Origin of the sequence: uncultured Olsenella sp. (genome assembly GCF_959602185.1) — a bacterium.
Lineage (GTDB): Bacteria > Actinomycetota > Coriobacteriia > Coriobacteriales > Atopobiaceae > Olsenella_I > Olsenella_I phocaeensis.
On record NZ_CAUGRZ010000010.1, the window covers coordinates 55,731 to 68,050 of the forward strand.

At 66.4% G+C, this 12,320-nt stretch carries 12 protein-coding genes; 8 read left to right on the forward strand and 4 right to left on the reverse strand.

Annotation, left to right across the window (positions count from 1 at the left end):
* The first annotated feature begins 102 nt into the window (after window positions 1-102).
* The 5 genes from Q5923_RS07685 (at window position 103) to Q5923_RS07705 (ending at window position 5,395) form a co-directional block, all read left to right on the forward strand.
* Window positions 103-1,626: an LTA synthase family protein gene (locus Q5923_RS07685; RefSeq protein ID WP_303133244.1), complete on the forward strand. Its 1,524-nt coding sequence runs from the start codon at window positions 103-105 to the stop codon at window positions 1,624-1,626.
* 90 nt (window positions 1,627-1,716) lie between these two features.
* Entirely contained in the window at window positions 1,717-3,633 is a 1,917-nt protein-coding gene (locus Q5923_RS07690) for a glycosyltransferase (RefSeq protein WP_303133246.1), read from the forward strand.
* Window positions 3,620-4,012 carry an EamA family transporter gene (locus tag Q5923_RS07695; RefSeq protein WP_062531377.1) on the forward strand — a complete coding sequence of 131 codons (393 nt, stop codon included), beginning with the start codon at window positions 3,620-3,622 and terminating at the stop codon, window positions 4,010-4,012. The genes Q5923_RS07690 and Q5923_RS07695 overlap by 14 nt, the downstream gene beginning before the upstream one ends.
* The gene (locus Q5923_RS07700) at window positions 4,009-4,365 is read left to right on the forward strand and encodes a multidrug ABC transporter (protein WP_197414967.1); all 357 of its coding nucleotides are present in this window, start codon (window positions 4,009-4,011) and stop codon (window positions 4,363-4,365) included. Before Q5923_RS07695 ends, Q5923_RS07700 begins: the two co-directional genes overlap by 4 nt.
* Before the next feature lie 73 nt (window positions 4,366-4,438).
* Complete coding sequence (locus Q5923_RS07705) at window positions 4,439-5,395, forward strand: glycosyltransferase family 2 protein (RefSeq protein WP_303133249.1); 957 nt, start codon at window positions 4,439-4,441, stop codon at window positions 5,393-5,395.
* Window positions 5,396-5,400: 5 nt separating this feature from the next.
* Here Q5923_RS07705 and Q5923_RS07710 read toward each other — a convergent pair whose 3' ends face one another.
* From Q5923_RS07710 to Q5923_RS07720, 3 genes are read right to left on the reverse strand one after another with little or no spacing between them, the layout of a single operon-like run.
* A complete protein-coding gene (locus Q5923_RS07710) occupies window positions 5,401-5,766 on the reverse strand; it encodes a DUF2304 domain-containing protein (protein WP_009279003.1) in 366 nt (121 codons plus the stop codon).
* 8 nt (window positions 5,767-5,774) lie between these two features.
* Window positions 5,775-6,482, reverse strand: a complete 708-nt coding sequence (locus tag Q5923_RS07715) for a glycosyltransferase family 2 protein (RefSeq protein ID WP_303133252.1) — start codon at window positions 6,480-6,482, stop codon at window positions 5,775-5,777.
* Between the two features lies 1 nt (window position 6,483).
* A complete protein-coding gene (locus Q5923_RS07720) occupies window positions 6,484-7,629 on the reverse strand; it encodes a sugar-transfer associated ATP-grasp domain-containing protein (RefSeq protein ID WP_303133254.1) in 1,146 nt (381 codons plus the stop codon).
* 139 nt (window positions 7,630-7,768) lie between these two features.
* Between Q5923_RS07720 and Q5923_RS07725 the strand changes: the two genes are divergently transcribed.
* The 3 genes from Q5923_RS07725 to Q5923_RS07735 all read left to right on the forward strand — a co-directional run bounded on the left by Q5923_RS07725 (window position 7,769) and on the right by Q5923_RS07735 (window position 11,372).
* Window positions 7,769-9,229, forward strand: coding sequence for a lipopolysaccharide biosynthesis protein (locus Q5923_RS07725; protein ID WP_303133255.1), 1,461 nt, complete (start codon window positions 7,769-7,771; stop codon window positions 9,227-9,229).
* A 61-nt stretch (window positions 9,230-9,290) separates the two neighbouring features.
* Window positions 9,291-10,406 (forward strand): DegT/DnrJ/EryC1/StrS aminotransferase family protein, encoded by a 1,116-nt coding sequence (locus Q5923_RS07730; protein ID WP_303133257.1) that lies wholly within the window; start codon window positions 9,291-9,293, stop codon window positions 10,404-10,406.
* On the forward strand, window positions 10,407-11,372 hold the full coding sequence (locus tag Q5923_RS07735) for a glycosyltransferase (protein WP_009279008.1): 966 nt from the start codon (window positions 10,407-10,409) through the stop codon (window positions 11,370-11,372).
* A gap of 11 nt (window positions 11,373-11,383) precedes the next feature.
* Here the strand turns inward: Q5923_RS07735 and Q5923_RS07740 are convergent, their stop codons facing one another.
* On the reverse strand, window positions 11,384-12,181 hold the full coding sequence (locus Q5923_RS07740; RefSeq protein WP_062531369.1) for a glycosyltransferase family A protein: 798 nt from the start codon (window positions 12,179-12,181) through the stop codon (window positions 11,384-11,386).
* Between the last annotated feature and the right edge of the window lie 139 nt (window positions 12,182-12,320).

Below are 12,320 nucleotides of genomic sequence, written 5' to 3' on the forward strand. Positions count from 1 at the left end.
CACGGAGCCTCCCCCGAAAAGGGGAGGCTCCTCCTTGTCTCGACGCTCCTCAAGCTCGCGTGCTGCGCGTCCCTCTGCCTCCTGGCCCTCGTGGACGGGCACATGGCTCAGGGGCTGGTCGGCATGCTGGAGGTCCTCGTCATATTTGCGCTCACGCTCGCGCTCATGGGACGGGGGCGCCTCCGGATGGTCGCCCAGCTGCTCAACGACGCCATGATCCTGCTCGTCGTCGTCCAGCTCGCGGCGCTGCACTTCGCTGGCTCGTACGTGACGATGGTCATGCTCGCCAACGTCGACTCGATCGAGGACCTCGCGGGCAACGCGGGGCCATACCTTGCGGCTGCCGTCGCGGCGATAGCCATCTGCCTGCTTCCCATCGCCCCGCGCGTCCCACGCAGGCCCCTGGGACTCTCCCTCCTCGCCCTCCTGCTCGCAGAGGCCGCTGCCGTCACGGCCATGGGGCCAGGTGGCTCGCCGCTGCTCGGCTGCGCGAGCCTCGTCTCGCAGGCAAGGGAGAGGGCGGCGTACGTCGAGCGCCTCTCGAGGATGTCCGACACCTCGTCAAGGTACTTTCGCCCCGGGCTGGACAGCCATGTGAGCAGGGAAGACGACCTCCCCAAGAGGCCCAACGTCATCCTCATCTTCACTGAGGGTCTCTCTCAGGAGGTCATCGACGACGAGCGTGACGTGATGTCCAACGTCCGGAGCTTCCAGGGCCAGTCCGTCTCGTTCGAGAACTACTACAACCACAGCTTCGCGACCTATCGCGGCCTCTCCGGCCAGCTCTTCTCGGGATACCAGTACGATAACTACGACGCGAACGCGCTGGTGTCGCTTCCTCAGGCGCTCTCGGGCCTGGACTACGTCACGCGCTTCATCAACACGGAGCCCAATAACGAGCAGTTCACTGACTACCTCGGCACTCTGGGCTTCGACGAGGTGGTCGGCGAGCCTGGGACGTATTCGGGCATGGCGGCAAGCATGTCGGACGGCGAGGCGTACGAGCGCCTCTTTGACCTTGCCGAGGAGCTCGAGGGCGGGGACGAGCCCTTCTTCGCGGCCATATACACCTTTGGCACCCATGCGTCCCTCGACTCGGTCGACAGGCGCTTCGGCGACGGCGGCGACGCCGTGCTCAACAAGTTCCATGACGCGGACCACCACTTCGGGCGCTTCATGGAGCGCTTCCTCGCCAGCGGGATGGCAGACGACACGATCGTGGTGTTCACCGCAGACCACGCATCGTTCGCCGAGCGGGGGTTCGTCACCGCCTTCCCCGAGTCGTCGTACCGGGCGGAGGCCATCTCTGACATCCCCTTCTTCATCTATCACAAGGGGGTGGTAAGGAGGGCCATAGACGCCGGCGGCAGGAACTCGCTCGACCTCGCGCCCACGTTGATGGATTACCTTGGGCTTTCCGCTCCCAACTTCTTCCTCGGGACGAGCCTGTTCGAGAAGGATGGGAACCTCTACGACACGACCTTCTATGACGTGGACGCCACCCTGAGCACGAGGGGAGGGGTCGTCTCGGAGCTGGACGAGGACCGAGCGAAGCAGTTCGAGGAGGGGCTCTCGGGCTACCTCGCCGCGAAGCTGCCGAAGGATGGGCCGGGGACCGACGTCTGATGACTGTATGGGCGGGGCCATGCGCGTGGCAGGGACGTGACGAGAGGGGCTAGAGTAGGTGCATGAGACCCACCATCCGAGGAGCCGCCCATGGCTGAAGTGGCCAACGTGAAGCTAGCGAACGTACTCCTGGACGAGAGCGTCCAGTTCCTGCAGGAGCCCACCCTCCTCCACCGTTCCACCGCGCTCGTGCGGCGTGCGGAGGGGGAGGGCCCCGAGGCATGGGCCCTGGAGGGCCCGGGGACCCATGACTTCACGACGTTCTTCAACGCCCTCTCGGTCTCCAAGTGGCGCAGCTACACGGTCGCCAAGGAGTTCTTCCTCCACCTCGAGGCCAAGGGGGCGGCCTTCAGGCTGCTCCAGTCTCGCGCCGACGTCTTCAGCTGGGACGTCGAGCTGGTGGGGGGAAGCGAGCTCGACGTCCCCGCGTCGGACGAGTGGCACAGCATCGAGCTCCGGATGGAGAACTCTGACGAGGACGTGATCGAGTCGTTCGTCATCGTGCAGGAGGGCGAAGGGCCGGTCTTCATTCGCAACGCCCACTACTTCGCCAGCGTCCCCGCTGACGGCCTGCGCGACGTGGAGCTCGCGCTGTGCACGACGACCTTCCGCAAGGAGGAGTACGTCGAACGCAACGTCGAGCTTGCCAAGACGCGCATACTGGCCTCGGACGAGCCTATCGCCACGCACTTCACCATGCACATCGTCGACAACGGCCGCAGCCTCGACGCCGAGCGCCTTCAGGCGGAGCGCGTGCGCGTCCATCCCAACGACAACGTGGGCGGGTCGGGCGGCTACGCGCGCGGCATGATCGAGGCGCTCGGCCAGAGGCCCAAGGCGACGCATGTCATCCTCATGGACGACGACGTGCTCATCTCTCCCGAGAGCATCCTGAGGACCTACAACCTCCTGCGCATCGTGAGCGACGACCACGCCCAGGACTTCGTCTCCGGCGCGATGATGGACCTCTTCGAGCCGGACGTGCGCTGGGAGGACACCGGCTTCGTCACCTTCTCGGGCGACTGCGTCCCCCTCAAGCCCGCCCTGCGCATGGGGCAGCTCCACTCCGTCGTGGCCAACGAGGCCATGGGCGCCCACCCGGAGCTCTCGGGCAGCGAGGACCAGTCCCAGCAGTACGGGGGGTGGTGGTACTGCGTCATCCCCGTCACCGCCATCGAGCGCCATGGCCTGCCGCTTCCCCTCTTCGTCCGCTACGACGACATCGAGTACGCGCTGCGCTGCCGCGCCCGCTTCATGACCATGAACGGCATCTGCCTCTGGCACCCCTCCTTCGTGAGGCGCTACAGCGCGGCCGTCGAGCGCTACCAGGTGACGCGCAACTCCCTCGTCGCCCAGTACGCCACCGGGGTCGCCCCCCAGTCCGACTTCCTGCGCAAGGCCTACCATCTGGTGCAGCTGGAGCTCAAGAAGTTCAACTACACCAACGCCGAGCTCGTCCTCGACGCCCTCGAGGACTTCCTCAAGGGGCCCGCCTTCCTCGAGGAGCGCGGGCGAACCGAGAGGGCCTTCATGGAGGCGAACCGCCGGGCGGAGAGGCTCCTGCCCTTCCCGGAGCTGAGGCGCCAGGCCGAGGAGGAGGGCATAGACCTCTCCCTTATCGCACAAGTGGACGCCCAGAAGGACAGCGACGTGGTGGAGAGGCGCAGCCTCCGTCAGCGCCTGGAGGACTTCGCCACCTTCAACGGCCAGCGCCTCGACCTCGGCTACGTCCAGAGGGGGAGCTCCGCCATCATCGACGTGGCGGGATGGCTGTACCCCGCAGACCAGATAAGGCGCAAGGACACCATCGTCGCGGTGGACCTCGAGAACCGGCGTGGGGTGATCCGCCACATGGACCGCCAGCGCTTCAGGGCCGTCTGGGAGCGCTACAAGCGCGACGCCAAGGAGATCGAGCGCAACGGCGACCGCCTGCGCGAGGAGTACGCGGAGGCGGGCAGGCGCTTCGTGACGCAGGGGTTCTGGAGGGGCTACCTTGGGATCGACTAGCTCCGGAAGGGGGAGGGGCGCCACCTACCTCCTCCTGCACCTCCTCCTCGTCCTCTACTCCCTGTGCAGCATCTTCGGCAAGCTCGCCGCCGGACAGGAGTTCATGAGCCTGGGGTTCGTCCTCTACTACGGCGGGATGATCCTCGTGCTGGGACTCTACGCCCTGGGGTGGCAGCAGGTCATCAAGCGCCTGCCGCTCACCACCGCCTATGCCAATCGGGCCATCACGGTCGTCTGGGGCATCGTCTGGGGCGTCCTCCTCTTCGGCGAGCGGCTGAGCCCGCAGAAGGTCGTCGGCGCCCTCGTCGTCCTCGTCGGCGTGGCTCTCTTCGCGACCTCGCCTGACGGCGAGGGGGAGCAAGGGGGCGAGGCCTCGTGAGCGGCTCGGTCATGGCATACGCCGGGCTCAGCCTTCTCGGGGTGTTCGTGAGCTCTGTCTCGCAGGTCCTTCTCAAGAAGAGCGCCCTGAGGGGGCACGAGAGCGCGCTGCGCGAGTACCTCAACCCGCTCGTCGTGGTCGCGTACGCCCTCTTCGTGGGCGCGACGCTGCTCTCGGTGCTCGCGTATCGGGGCATCCCGCTCTCCATGGGCTCTATCCTGGACGCCACCGGCTACGTGTACGTCACCCTCTTCGGGGTCACCATCTTCCACGAGCGCATCACGCCCAAGAAGGGGCTGGCGCTCGCCCTGATCGTCCTGGGCATCGTCATCTACTCCCTAGGCCTCTCGTAGACCGGAGGTCCGCTTGGGTCTAGACTGTGACGGCCCCCAACCCACCTGAGCCCCCTGGGCAGTTTGGAGCGTCATGCTGGTCTCCATAGTCATACCCTGCTATCGCTCGAGCCAGAGCATCCGTGCCGTCGTGGGGCTCTGCTCCGAGGTGTTCGAAGGGCTCGCGGGCTACGACTGCGAGTTCGTGCTGGTGGACGACTGCTCCCCCGACGACACCTTCTCGGTCATCTCGCAGCTCGCGCGCGAGAGGGACGACGTCCTCGCGCTCACCCTCATGCGCAACTTCGGCCAGCACAACGCCCTCATGTGCGGGATGAACTACGCCCATGGCGACCTCGTCATGGGCATGGACGACGACCTGCAGACCCATCCCTCGCAGATTCCCGCCATCCTCAAAAAGATGGAGGAAGGCTACGACATCGTCTACGGCGTGTACCGGGAGTCCGCGAACGGGCCGCTCAAGAACCTCAGCAGCTGGCTCAACAAGACGTCGGCGCAGGTCCTGCTCTCTCGTCCCAAGGGGCTGGAGACGAGCAACTTCTGGCTCATCAGCCGCGCGGTGTGCGACCAGGTCATCAAGTACAAGAACTACAACCCCTACGTCGAGGCGCTCTTCGGCCGCATGACCAACCGCATCGGCAACGTGACGATCGAGCACCACGAGCGCGAGCATGGCGCGTCGAACTACACGCTCGGGAAGCTCGTGAGGCTCTGGCTCTCGTACTTCAACTACACGGTGCTGCCCCTGCGGGTCATGTCCACGCTTGGCGCCGCCACCGCTCTGGCGGGCTTCCTGTTTGGCATCGTCTCGCTCGTGCACAGGCTCCTCGACCCCGGGGTGCCCATGGGCTGGACGTCGCTCATCTGCGTCATGCTGTTCTTCTTCGGCATGGTGCTCCTCGCCCTGGGCATCATTGGCGAGTACCTGGGGGACATCGTCCTGTCGCTCAACAGCTCCCCGCAGTTCATCGTCCGCGAGGCGGTCTCGTCCTCGCGCGAGGCGGCCTCCCCCTCGCGTGAGGGCCGGTAGGGTCGCTAGGACCGTTCGCCCTGGCGGCCCTGCCCCTCGCCTGCATCCCCGTTCATGAGGGCGATCTCCTGCGAGAGGCGCTCGACCTTGTCGGTGAGCCTCGAGACGTCAGAGGCGAGGCCGAAGAGCTTGAGCAGCATGAGGGCGATGATCGTCACGAAGACGAAGTTGCTGGGAGAGAGGAACCCCAGCCAGCCCGAGACGAGGATGGCCACGCCTGGGAACAGGGCGAGGAGCACCAGGACGAGCATCGAGACCACCCAGTAGACGGCGTCCGCGACGCGGATCTTCCTCTTGCTGATGCGACGCAGGACGAGGGCCAGGGCGAGGAGCGTCCCGACGACGAGGCTGATGCGAAGGGTGAGCGGCATGTCTCTCCTCACCTGAACCATTGGAATAGAAGAAGCGACAGGCAGGTGCGCGCCATGTACGAGAGCGAGCTGGAGAGCCTGAGGTAGCTCGTGCCGCCCTGCCTGTCCCGCATCACGGTGGGGACCTCCACCACCTTCGCACCCCTGCGGATGAGGTAGGCGATGGTGTCGGGCTCCGGCGAGAGGTCGAAGCTGCACGAGAAGTGCTCGATCATCGACCTTGAGTAGAGCCTCATGCCCGAGGTCGGGTCCCCGATGACCTGGCCGGTCGTGAGCCGTATGAGCAGGGTGATGAGCTTCGCGCCAAACCCGCGCAGGCCCACGGCGCTGCCCCCCGCCATGACGCGCGAGGCGATCACGATGTCAGCGTCGCGCTCGGCCATCGCCTGGACCATGGAGGGTATGTAGCTGGGCACGTGCTGCCCGTCGGAGTCGAACTGGACGGCCGCGTCGTAGCCGTGCTCGAGCGCGTAGCGCATGCCCGCCCCGAAGGCGGCGGAGAGGCCACAGTTGACGGGCAGGTCGATGTGGTTCAGGCGCAGCTCGTCGCAGATCTTGGGCGTGTCGTCGCTCGAGCCGTCGTTGACCACCAGGTAGTCGATGTCAGGGCAGGTCGAGACGAGCTCCCCTATGGTCCGCGCCAGGCATTCCTGCTCGTTGTAGGCGGGGACGATCGCTATGACCCGGGGCGTCCCGCCCCGTCCCGTGGCGCCCACGCTAGCGGACGATCCCGTTGCGGGCCACCCTGTCGGCCTCGTCCAGGGCGTCGATGGCGGCGATCTTGGACGAGAAGTACTCGCTCAGGCGGGCGTCCTCCATGATGGGGGTGAAGAGCTGGAGGTACTTCACGCCGGAGTGGGAGTTTATCTCCATGATGCGCGGCCCCTTGTCCGTCACGCAGGCGTCGAAGCCCAGGTACTCGCAGGCGCGCACCTTGAGGGATATGCGACGCATCATCTCGAGCATCTGGGGCCAGCAGTCGATCTGCCCCTCGGCGAGGGTGCCGCTCGTCGGGTGTTTGGGGGAGTCGACCACCTTGGCGGCGTACACCACCTTGCCCCCTCCGTAGCGCCCGCACGAGAGGTCCACGCCCACGTTGTACGAGCAGATGTCCGCCGTCGTGGGGGCCTGGTAGTTCGCGGAGCTCCCGGTCTCGTCCACGCCCACGGCGAAGCGGAGGTAGGAGGCGGCGGGCACGGGGTCGATGCCCGTGGGGTTGAGCACGAGGACGCGCATGGTGTGGATGAGCGGGTCGATGGCCGCCAGCTGGGCATTGGGATGGATGAACTCGGTGAACACGTAGTTGGGGTTCTCGGCGACGAAGCGCCCCACGCCCTCCGCCCCCACGGGCCTGCCGTTGAGGAGGTAGCTCCCGTCCTCGAACGCGAGCTTGAAGAAGCCGTTGGCCTCGCTGCCGTTGCAGGGCTTGCAGGCCAGCTCCCCCTCCCGTCGTAGGCAGGCGAGGAAGCCCTCCATTCCCGCTCCGTCGCCCTCTCCCAGGGGCAGCAGGTGCCCGCGGGAGCTGTAGTAGTGGTAGCGCGGCAGGTACTGCGCGAGCTCGGAGTCGCTGAGCAGCGCGTTGAGGGTGAGCTTGTCGTTGATCCAGATGCGCTGCCAGTCGTTGAGCGGCCAGAGTCTCCAATAGTCGTAGTCAGAGAGGTAGCTTCCGAGGTTGGCGTCGCTCAGCCCGTAGGCGTAGGCGGACTCGGCGCAGAAGCCGTGCGCGTGCGCCCACTCGAGGTAGTCGGCGTCGAAGAGCCCGCTGGCGCGCTCGGTCTCGAGGATGCCGAGGTAGCTCGCGGCCATCCTCTTCGTGAAACCGTCCGCGAGGAGGTCCTCGAGCTTGGGTAGCGCACTCTTCATTCTGTCTCTCATCTGTCAACTTCTCCGGCGTTTGGGCGTATGAACCTTAGATACTATACAATGAGATGACCGCTAACGAGTGCGACGCGCGTCCCCAGGCTGCCTCGGGACGCGCGTCTCGGTTTGGGAAGAGGACCACTTGCCCGCTAAGGACCTGAAGTCCACAACGCTCAGCTCGCTCTTCTGGAAGCTCTTCGAGCAGGGCGGCACCGCCGTGGTCACGCTCGTGGTCCAGGTGGTCATGGCCCGCCTGCTCTCTCCCACGGAGTTCGGCGTCCTGGCGATCATGCTCGTCTTCGTGAACGTGGGCAACGTCATAGTCCAGAGCGGTCTCAACACGGCCATCATCCAGGTTCCCGACGCCAGCGAGGCCGACTTCGACACCGTCTTCTGGATGAGCCTCGCCATCTCGGTCGTGCTCTACGTGGCGGTCTTCTGCCTCGCCCCGGCCGTGTCCTCCTTCTACGGCATGCCGCAGGCCGTGACCCCGCTGCGCGTGCTCGTCCTGGTGCTCGTGGTCAACGCCTACAACTCGATCCAGGAGGCGATCGTCGCCCGTCGCCTCGAGTTCCAGAAGACCTTCCGTGCGACGGTCACGGCAGGGGTCGTCTCGGGCAGCGCCGGCGTCGTCGCCGCCCTCCTGGGCGGCGGCATCTGGGCTCTCGTCGTGCAGCAGCTGCTGCAGCAGGCCTGCAAGTGCCTGGTGCTCGCCCTCCAGATCCCCTGGAAGCCGAGGCTGCGCTTCGAGCGCGACCGTGCCCTGCTCCTGTTCCGCTTCGGTTGGAAGCTCCTCGCCTCGGGGATTCTCGAGCAGGGCTACCAGAGCCTCTCCGACCTCCTCATCGGCAAGGTCTTCTCCAGCTCCGAGCTCGGCTACGTCTCGCAGGGCAAGAAGTACCCCTTCGCCCTGGGCGCGATGCTCGACGGCGCCATCCAGCCCGTCATGCTCTCGGCCGTGGCCCACGTGCAGGACGATGCCGCGCGGGTCAAGCGCCTCGCCCGCAGGGCCCTCAAGACCTCCACCTACCTCATTGTCCCCGCCATGACGCTCTTCGCCGTCGCCGCGACGCCGGTCGTGCGCATCGTGCTGGGCGAGGCGTGGCTCCCCAGCGTCCCCTTCGTCCAGCTCTACTGCGTCGTGTACGCCATGCTCCCCATCCACACCACCAACCTGCAGGTGCTCAACGGCATGGGGAGGAGCGACCTCTTCCTCAGGCTCGAGGTCATCAAGAAGCTGGTGGGCATCGCGGTCCTCTCCTTCACCACCTTCGTGCTCAGGGACCTCCACGCCATCGTGAGCGGGTACATCGTGGTCGCCCTCCTCTGCACCTTCATCAACGCCTCGCCCAACAAGCGGGTCATCGGCTATGCCTACCTCGAGCAGGTGCGCGACATCTGCCCCGCCTTCCTGCTCGCCCTCGCGGCCGCGCTCGTCGCCTGGCCCGTCTCTCTCCTGGGCCTCGGCGACCTGCCCACGATCCTCCTCCAGGGCGTGGCCATGCTCGTCGCGTACGTCGGCCTCTCCGCCCTCTTCCGCGTGGAGGAGTTTTTCTATCTCCTTGACACGCTGCGAGAGCTTAGGATGGGAAGGGCCGGCTGATGGGCGCGGCCATGCCAGCGCCCGGGTTCGTCAAAGTGCACGCAAGGTTTGGAGAATTCGCATGTCTGCTAAGACGATATTGGTGACGCGCTCGTCGATGCCGCCGCTGGACGAGTACGTGCGCGAGATCGCGCCGCTCTGGGAGTCGCACTGGCTGACCAACATGGGCGAGAAGCACCAGCAGCTCGAGGCTGAGCTCGAGTCCTTCCTGGGCGTGCCCAACGTGGCCCTCTTCACGAACGGCCACTCGGCCCTGGAGTGCGTGCTCGAGGCCATGGACCTGCACGGCAAGGTGATCACGACGCCGTTCAGCTTCGCCTCCACCACCCATGCCCTGGTGCGCAAGGGCCTCACGCCCGTCTTCTGCGACATCAGGCCGGACGACTACACCCTCGACGCCTCAAAGCTAGAGGGGCTCGTCGACGACGAGACCTGCGCCATCCTGCCGGTCCACGTCTACGGCAACCTCTGCGACGTCGACGCCATCCAGGAGGTGGCGGACCGCCATGGCCTCAAGGTCATCTACGACGCCGCGCACGCCCTGGGCGTGAGCAGGGACGGGGTCTCTTCCGCGTCGTTCGGCGACGCCTCGATGTTCTCGTTCCATGCTACGAAGGTGTTCAACACCATCGAGGGCGGCGCCATCTGCTTCCGTGACCCGAGCCTCAAGCCCCTCCTCGAGCAGTGGAAGAACTTCGGCATCACCGGCACGGAGTCCGTGGAGTACGTGGGCAGCAACGCGAAGATGAACGAGTTCTGCGCCGCCATGGGCATCTGCAACCTCCGCCACCTCGGGGAGGAGATCGCGAAGCGCGCGCGCGTCGTGGGACGCTACCGCGAGCGCCTCTCTGAAATCGGCGGCCTGACGCTCTGCGCGGGACAGCCGGGCGTCACCCCCAACTACGCCTACCTCCCCGTCCTCTTCGACCCCGAGGCCTTCGGGGCCACGCGCGACGACGCGTACGAGGCCCTCATGGCACGCGACGTGCACACGCGCAAGTACTTCTTCCCCCTCATCAGCGACTACGCCTGCTACGCGGGGCGCTTCGACTCGTCGCTCACGCCCGTGGCCCAGAGAGTCTCGAGCCGCGTCCTCACCCTCCCGCTCTATGCGGACCTCGCCCTGGAGGACGTCGACCGCATCTGCGACGTCGTCCTCTCCGTGAGGGTGGGGTAGATGGAGCAGAGCCCGCTGCTGAGCGTCGTGGTATCGGTCTACAACCACGGCGGCTACATCGAGGAATGCCTGCGCAGCATCGCCTCCCAGAAGGTCGACTTCCCCTTCGAGGTGCTGGTGGGGGAGGACTGCTCCACCGATGACAGCAGGGAGGTGCTGCGAAGGCTCGAGCCCGAGCTGCCCGACTGCTTCACCATCCTCTATCGCGAGCACAACATGGGGGCCGTGGCAAACGGCGAGGACCTGTACGCGCGCGCGAGGGGCCGCTACCTCGTCGACTTCGAGGGCGACGACTTCTTCACCTACGATGGCAAGCTCGCCGAGCAGCTGCGCTTCCTCGAGGGGCATCCCGACCACTCCGCCGTGTACACCAACTGCCTCGTCGTGGACGCGCTGTCGCGACCCAACGGCGAGCGCTATCCCGAGTGCGTCGACGACGAGTACAGCTACCGCGAGAACTTCTACTACTGCCTCCCCGGACAGAGCGGGACCCTCATGTGCCGCAGGGAGGAGTACTTCGCGGCTCGCGACCGATTCAACGAGCTCAAGGGGTACGACTTCTACCCCGGCGACCGCCGCAACGCCTTCCTCTTCCTCACCATGGGCAAGGTGCGTTGCGTCCAGGAGCGCTGGAGCGCCTACCGCCACGTGAGGAAGGGCGGCTCGAGCTACTCGGCCACCAGGCAGAAGGACGCGGCCTTCGCGAGGAACGAGGTCCTCTACGGCAAGGCGCTCCTCGACTACGCCCTGCGCTACGGGGACGAGGAGGCCCAGTCCTGGGCGCGCCTGACCTGCTATCGTCTGCGCTTCAAGTGGAGCCACGGCTCCAGGAGGGTCGAGCGCATGGGCGAGGTGCTCCGTGACGCGCTCCGGGAGAAGAGCCCCCTCTCGCTGGTCCTCGCCCAGCCGCGCTGGTATGCCGGGCTGCTCGCGAGGGTGCTCAGGGGGCGCAGCATCAACCTCTAGCCCGCCGCTGCCTAGGCCTTGGAGTTGCTCGCCTGCGCGCGCGAGTAGACGAGGTTGATGGCGCGCGCAACGGGCGTGGGCCAGAACCTCTCGAGCATCCTGAGGTCCTCCTCGGTGCGCGTGTTGTCCCGTATGAGCGCGCTCGTCTCCGAGCCCTCGTGGATCCTGTGGTGCATGAGCACCTCGCGGTCGTAGACGAAGCTGCCCTCGAGGCGGGAGAAGCGCTCCCACGCGTCCCAGTCCAGGTTGCTCCTCATGTCGGCCCGGAAGGGCGGGTTGGGAAGCAGAGGGAGGTTGAGGGTCACCGAGGGGCAGCAGATCGCCGAGCCAAGCGAGAGGACCCTCCGCTTCGTGCGCAGGTCGTCCGCGGACCCCGACCACCCGATGGGGGAGAGGAGCCGGCGCTTCACGCGGAGCAGGCGGTTGTCGTCCACCTTCCGTCCCTCGCGCAGCTCGCCGTAGTTCGTGAAGAAGATCAGCGGCCGCTCCACCGCGGCCATGCCGCCGAGCATGTGCTCGGCGTAGCCGGGCTCGTAGGTGTCGTCCTGGTGGGCGAGGGTCAAGAGCGGGGTCTGCGACTGGCTTACGGCGAAGTTCCAGTCGCTCGCGATGCCCGGCTCGGCCTCGTTTGCGCGGAGCTCGAGCCCGTAGCGCCGGGCCACCGAGCGTATGTGCTCGTTGGGCGTGGAGGTGGACACGAAGACCCTCGTGCGCACGGTCTGCGCCAGGAGGGACTCCACGCACTCGGCGAGGTAGGGGCTCTCGCCGTACGCGAGCACGGCGAAGCTGTGGTCATCGCTGGTGAGCAAGGGCGCCTCCCAAGGCCTTGCCCGTCCCCGGTGTCGCGCACGAGCTCGCGCGCGGCGTGGCATCAAGGAGGGCTCGTGTGAACTCTCTGGTACCGTCCCCGATCCCACGGCACCTTAGTCTAAAATGAGACGATAGCAT